Genomic DNA, 5,424 nt, shown 5'->3' on the forward strand with positions numbered 1-5,424 from the left:
AATCGCCCTCTCGGTGCTGGTGCTCACCGCAAATAAGATCTCCGCCCCGACCCTGATTTTTGATGAAATCGACACCGGCATCAGCGGCAGAACCGCCGCCATTACCGGAAAGCTTCTCAGACTTCTCGGCAGGCATTCTCAGGTCATCACCGTTACCCATCTCCCCCAGGTGGCGGCTTCGGCTCATCACCAGTACGAGGTGAAAAAGGAGACGGTAAATGACGTTACCGAAAGCTCGGTAACCGAACTGGACACCGCCGGAAGAGAGCAGGAAATTGCCCGGCTTCTGGGGAGCTCCGAGATCACCGAGGCGGCGCTTGCAAATGCCCGGGAGCTTCTGGGAAATCAGGCCCGGGAAACTGCCAACACCACTCTGGAGGAGCTTCTTCAGGGGGATTAGAATAGATATCGCCCTCATTCACGGTCAGGGATGGCAAGAGGATGAGAAAACCGAGATGCCAAGCATATTCGCCTGACATGGATCTCGGCAGGGAATGCAACTGAAACAGAAGACAAAAGGATTATGCTCGTTAAACATAAACTCGATTTTTCCGTTCCATTGACTAAAGAACAGATATAAATGCTTGAAGCATTGAAAGACAGACCGGTGGTGCCTGATGAAGATTGTCCGGAACTTACCGATGAACAGCTCAGAATAATGGTCGAAGCCAGAAGAATTCGCCAGGAACGGAAAAAAAAGAAACAAGAAGCTTCTGATCAAAAGGAGTCTTAAATATTGCCAAGTCATTTGGCAAAGGATGCGCTGCTGCTCTCGGTGAAATACTGGAGAAGGCTTTAACTGATACCTCCGTGCTGAAACAGTTCTTGTAATAAGAACTTGCAAAAATAAACCGCCGGAGCGGGCCGGGTTCGCCTGACATATTCGCCTGCAGGGCGAGCCGAACGGCCATGTCGCCATAGCATCTGAAATCGCCGCGCGAGTCATTACAGCCCTCTGAACCCGCGTGCGAGGCCATCGTACTCAGAGGCCCGGGGAACGCAGCCGCCGGCAGCAGGCACTGCCGTCGATCTTGCAATCTCCTTTATCAAACCCTCGTTTGTTCACTCCTTGTTTCGCTGCATACGGAGCGGGGGGCATTTTCTGGCATCGCCGGGAAGCATTGCCTTATTCTTCAATTGTTTTGAAAACAGGTTCTGCGGCAAAGCCTGCGATCCTTGATCACTCAATCAATTTCAATCCCGCGGATTCCGAGGAGCGCTGAAATTGTCTGATATGTTAGTGTGAAAAATCAAGTATCACTAATCTTGAATTTGTGTGAAAACCAAGCATCACTAATCTTGAATTCGTGTGATTTTTATGGTTTACTAAACTTGAAAAAGTGTTATGTCTTTTAACATGAGCTGCGAATACCTGACAGTCGCAAAACAAGGCAGGTGCCTGTGAAACGGAAAATATATGACACCATGGTACGCTGGAAACAGGAAAGCGCCGGCAAAACCGCCCTTCTTATTGACGGAGCCCGTCGTGTTGGAAAAAGCTATATTGCCGAAGAATTTGCCAGGACGCAATATCGATCCTACATTCTCATCGACTTCAACAGAGCAGGCAAGGAGGTTCGAGATCTTTTTGAACAAAACCTGAATGATCTTGACTCCTTCTTTATGTATCTCTCCGCAATATACGGAGTTACCCTGTACCGGAACGATTCCCTCATCATTCTGGATGAAATTCAGTTTTTCCCCAGGGCAAGATCGGCAATTAAGTATCTGGTGGCCGACGGGCGCTACCATTACCTCGAGACCGGTTCTTTAATGTCCATCCGCCAAAATGTGGCTGACATTCTGATTCCCTCCGAGGAACGGCATCTGAAAATGTATCCCCTGGATTTTGAGGAGTTCCTTTGGGCCATGAACGAAACCCCGCTGGCGGATCTGATGAAAGTCTGTTTCGAAAAGAAAAAGGAAATGGGACCGGCTCTTCACAGAAAGGCCATGACGCTGTTCAGAAAATATCTCATTATAGGCGGCATGCCGCAAGCCGTCAGTACCTATCAGGAAACACAGGATTTTGCAAAAGCCGATGCCATAAAGCGGGACATCCTTGAACTGTACCGGCAGGACATCGCAAAACATGCCAAAGGGTATGAAAGAAAAGCTGAAGCTGTTTTTGACGAAATCCCGGAACAGTTATCCCGGCATGAAAAAAAATTTGTGCTGTCGGCGCTGGGAAGAGGCACCAGATTCAGAGACTACGAAAGCGCCTTCCTGTGGCTGGAGGATGCCATGATATGCAATGTCTGCTATAACTCCTCCGCTCCTGATGTCGGCATCAGAATGAACCGGGATCGCACCACATTAAAGCTGTATTTTGGCGATACCGGTCTCCTGATAAGTCATGCCTTTGACGAAAACGGTCTGGTCACACAGGAAATCTATAAAAAGCTCCTCTTAGGCAAACTGGAAGTAAACGAGGGCATGATTTTCGAGAACATCGTAGCTCAGATGCTGACCGCCTCCGGACACCGGCTGTACTTCTATTCAAACTCTTCCAGAAATGATAAAAATGCCCGGATGGAGATAGACTTTCTGATCACCAAGAGAAAAATCACCGGCAGACATAACGTTTCTGCAATAGAAGTGAAATCAGGATCGCGATACACCTATTCGTCTCTCCGGAAGTTCATGGACAGGTACCGAGAACAGCTTGATGTTCCTTACATTCTGCATACTGCCGATTATTACGAAAAGGACGGAATAGCATTCCTCCCGGTATACTGGACCTGGCTGCTCTGAGCGATTGCAAATCTCATCATATGCTAACCCTGCCGGCCTCGTAATCTTCACGGACAAGCACGGCGCTGAAAAGTCCCGCATCCTTCATCCAAATACGTGAAGAAGAAATTCAACAAAGATGCAGCATTACTGACTATCCCCAGTACCTATCGGCAGTATTCTTGATTTGGTGCAGATCTCCGCTGCCGTTAATCTTGATTTGGTGCAGATTTCCTCCGCTGCTAATCTTGATTTGGTGTAACACCCCACCATCTCCCGCAGGCGGGTTCGCATCTGCCCTCACGATGTGAAAAAGAAAACGGTAAATGACGTTACCGAAAGCTCGGTAACCGAATTGGACACCGCCGGAAGAGAGCAGGAAATCGCCCGGCTTCTGGGGAGCTCCGAGATCACCGAGGCAGCTCTGGCAAATGCCTGGGAACTTCTGGGAAATCAGGCCCGGGAGACTGCGAATACCACCCTGGAGGAGCTTCTTCAGGGGGATTAGCAGGAACGCATTAAGCCGATCCTGATTTGCGCAGCCGGAATGCGATCTCCGGTGTTATGAAAACGTTAAACCGCTTGCATTTTTTTGTGATAAATGTATCATGGCGCTGTTTTTGTTTTTAACCACCCGTTTATTGAAAGGTATTTTGTTATGGGCAGATTGTATTATTTCCTCTCCGTTATAGCTATTGGCATTCTTGGTTGCGCGGCCTCTCTGAGCCTTATTCCTATGGATGCCATAAAGCAGGCGCAAACTCCTGAAGCTATGCAGGCTGCTTTAGATTCTATTAGCGGGGTTAAGGTTTTTGCGATAAATCTCATTTTCACCGTCCTGTTCATTGCAGCCACCTGCCTGCGTCTGGCTAATGCCGGCATGAGCAAGTTGCTGTCTCTTCTTATGTTCATCCCCCTCGTTAACTTCTGCTTCATGATTTTCCTCTTCTTCAAGGCTCCTCAGGAATAATCAGAAAGCTCATTTACGCTGACTGAATTTTCTTCATCAGGAAGAACAGGAAGATCGCAAAAACTGAAGTCTGTCGCTGTAATGGCGGGAGGCTTTTTTGTCTGCATGATAGCTCCGGCCCCGGTTGAAATCCCCTTGCGGATACCGGGCGGAGGCCCGGTTTTCCGGGGACGGCTTTCCATGTTCACCGGTCACATCATGCCGGAGCTTTCCATAATAACCTCGCTCTTAGAGGGATCGTTCTTTGAATGCTGCACCCGGATTTTTGACTTTATCATGGTGCCATGAACCACCTGATCCACGTGAGTGATAATGCCAATCTGACGCTGCGTTACCGTGTTCAGAGTGCTTATCACTTCATCCAGACGTTCATTGTCCAAGGTATCAAAGCCTTCATCGATAAACATATTGTCCACCCGGATATTGCCGGAGATGAGATCCGAAAGTCCCAGCGCCAGACCCAGAGCTACCCGGAACTTTTCGCCGCCGGAAAGGGAGTTTATGATGCGGTTCGTATCCCCCTGATAATGGTCGGTAACGATTATATCCAGAGAATTTGCCGTTTTTTCGCTGTCGGTCTGCCGTTCCGCCTGCTGAAGCTCATACCTGCCGCCGGTAAAGCTCCGAATGTAGAAATTGGCCTTGCTCATAAGATAACTGAAGGTAATGGTCTGCGCATAGGCGGCAAAGCTTTTTTTCTTTTCAAACATCTCAGCGAGCTTATAAAGAGGCCCGTTATCATTTTTGAGCTTCTCTTCCTTTTCCTGACATTCCTGAAGTGATTTAAGATTATCTTCATTGCTGCGCAGTTTGAAGGAAAGCTCGTTTTTGTCGCCGTCTATCATAGTCCTGCTTTGGGCAAGCTCCTCCTCCAGGCCCTCGCGAAGCTTGCCTTCCGGAGTAAAATCATCCTCGGAAAGCCCTTTGCGATGCTGCTCCAGAGAATTATTGAACTTATCCAGCACCGCATTCTGTTCCCGGATCTGATTGCCGGTTTCGGAAAGGCGATCCTGCACGCTCTTCACGGCAGTTTTAGCGCTGTTGTAAACCTCGGAAGTAATATCAAGTCCGGCAATGATTTCCGCTCCTGAAAATTCTTCGTTAGCGCTGGCAATCAATGCGGCCTTCTCTGACATTTCAGTCTGCTTGTCAGAAAGCTCCTTTCTGATGTTATTAAGCTCTCTGGTATTATTCTCCATAAGAACCTGATGGTTTTTAACCGCGTTTTCACTGTTGTTAAAGTTAAGTTCAGCGTCCTTAAGCTCCTTTTCCGCCGCAGATACGGCTTTTTCCAGGAATTCCCTGAGACCGGCAAGGCCGCGGCCATCGGTTATGCGTTCGATTTCAGCATCGGTCTCAGCCTTTTTATTTTTGGTATCGGCCAGATCTGCTTCAAACCCCTGTCGCCGGGCTTTCGCAGCTTCCTGCCGTTCCTGACATCCGGTGATACTGGCGTTGATGCCCTTAAGCTCAGCATCCAGCTTTTCCAGCCGGCCGGGATAGGCGGATAACCGCTCTGCCGTTTCTGAGAGTTCCTTAATTCGGGTTTTGAACTCCTTATCAGCAGCTCCGGCCAGTTCCTCCCAGATGCTTCTGATAAAGGCGCTGTCAGTTTTAACCTGAAGAGACTCCAAACGGGCTGAGGTTTCCGTAATTTGATCTCTGATCTTATTCAGGCTTTCCTGCTCCTTTTGGTAGCTCTCACAATCATTCTGCGCCTT

At 48.7% G+C, this 5,424-nt stretch carries 5 protein-coding genes and 1 pseudogene; 5 read left to right on the forward strand and 1 reads right to left on the reverse strand.

Annotated elements, in window-relative coordinates:
- From ACJROR_RS10960 to ACJROR_RS10980, 5 genes and pseudogenes are all read left to right on the forward strand, one after another.
- A pseudogene (locus ACJROR_RS10960) lies at nt 1-400 on the forward strand (hypothetical protein); the annotation flags it as partial.
- 180 nt (nt 401-580) lie between these two features.
- Nucleotides 581-733 carry a hypothetical protein gene (locus ACJROR_RS10965; protein WP_406547087.1) on the forward strand — a complete coding sequence of 51 codons (153 nt, stop codon included), beginning with the start codon at nt 581-583 and terminating at the stop codon, nt 731-733.
- Nucleotides 734-1,401: 668 nt separating this feature from the next.
- On the forward strand, nt 1,402-2,754 hold the full coding sequence (locus ACJROR_RS10970) for an ATP-binding protein (protein ID WP_406547088.1): 1,353 nt from the start codon (nt 1,402-1,404) through the stop codon (nt 2,752-2,754).
- A 286-nt stretch (nt 2,755-3,040) separates the two neighbouring features.
- Nucleotides 3,041-3,241 (forward strand): hypothetical protein, encoded by a 201-nt coding sequence (locus ACJROR_RS10975; protein ID WP_406547089.1) that lies wholly within the window; start codon nt 3,041-3,043, stop codon nt 3,239-3,241.
- Nucleotides 3,242-3,391: 150 nt separating this feature from the next.
- On the forward strand, nt 3,392-3,703 hold the full coding sequence (locus tag ACJROR_RS10980; RefSeq protein WP_406547090.1) for a hypothetical protein: 312 nt from the start codon (nt 3,392-3,394) through the stop codon (nt 3,701-3,703).
- A gap of 191 nt (nt 3,704-3,894) precedes the next feature.
- On the opposite strand, the gene ACJROR_RS10985 is transcribed toward ACJROR_RS10980, so the two are convergent.
- On the reverse strand, nt 3,895-5,424 hold a 1,530-nt coding region (locus ACJROR_RS10985), incomplete at its 5' end, for an SbcC/MukB-like Walker B domain-containing protein (protein ID WP_406547091.1).

Origin of the sequence: Succinimonas sp., from assembly GCF_045225735.1 — a bacterium.
Lineage (GTDB): Bacteria > Pseudomonadota > Gammaproteobacteria > Enterobacterales > Succinivibrionaceae > Succinimonas.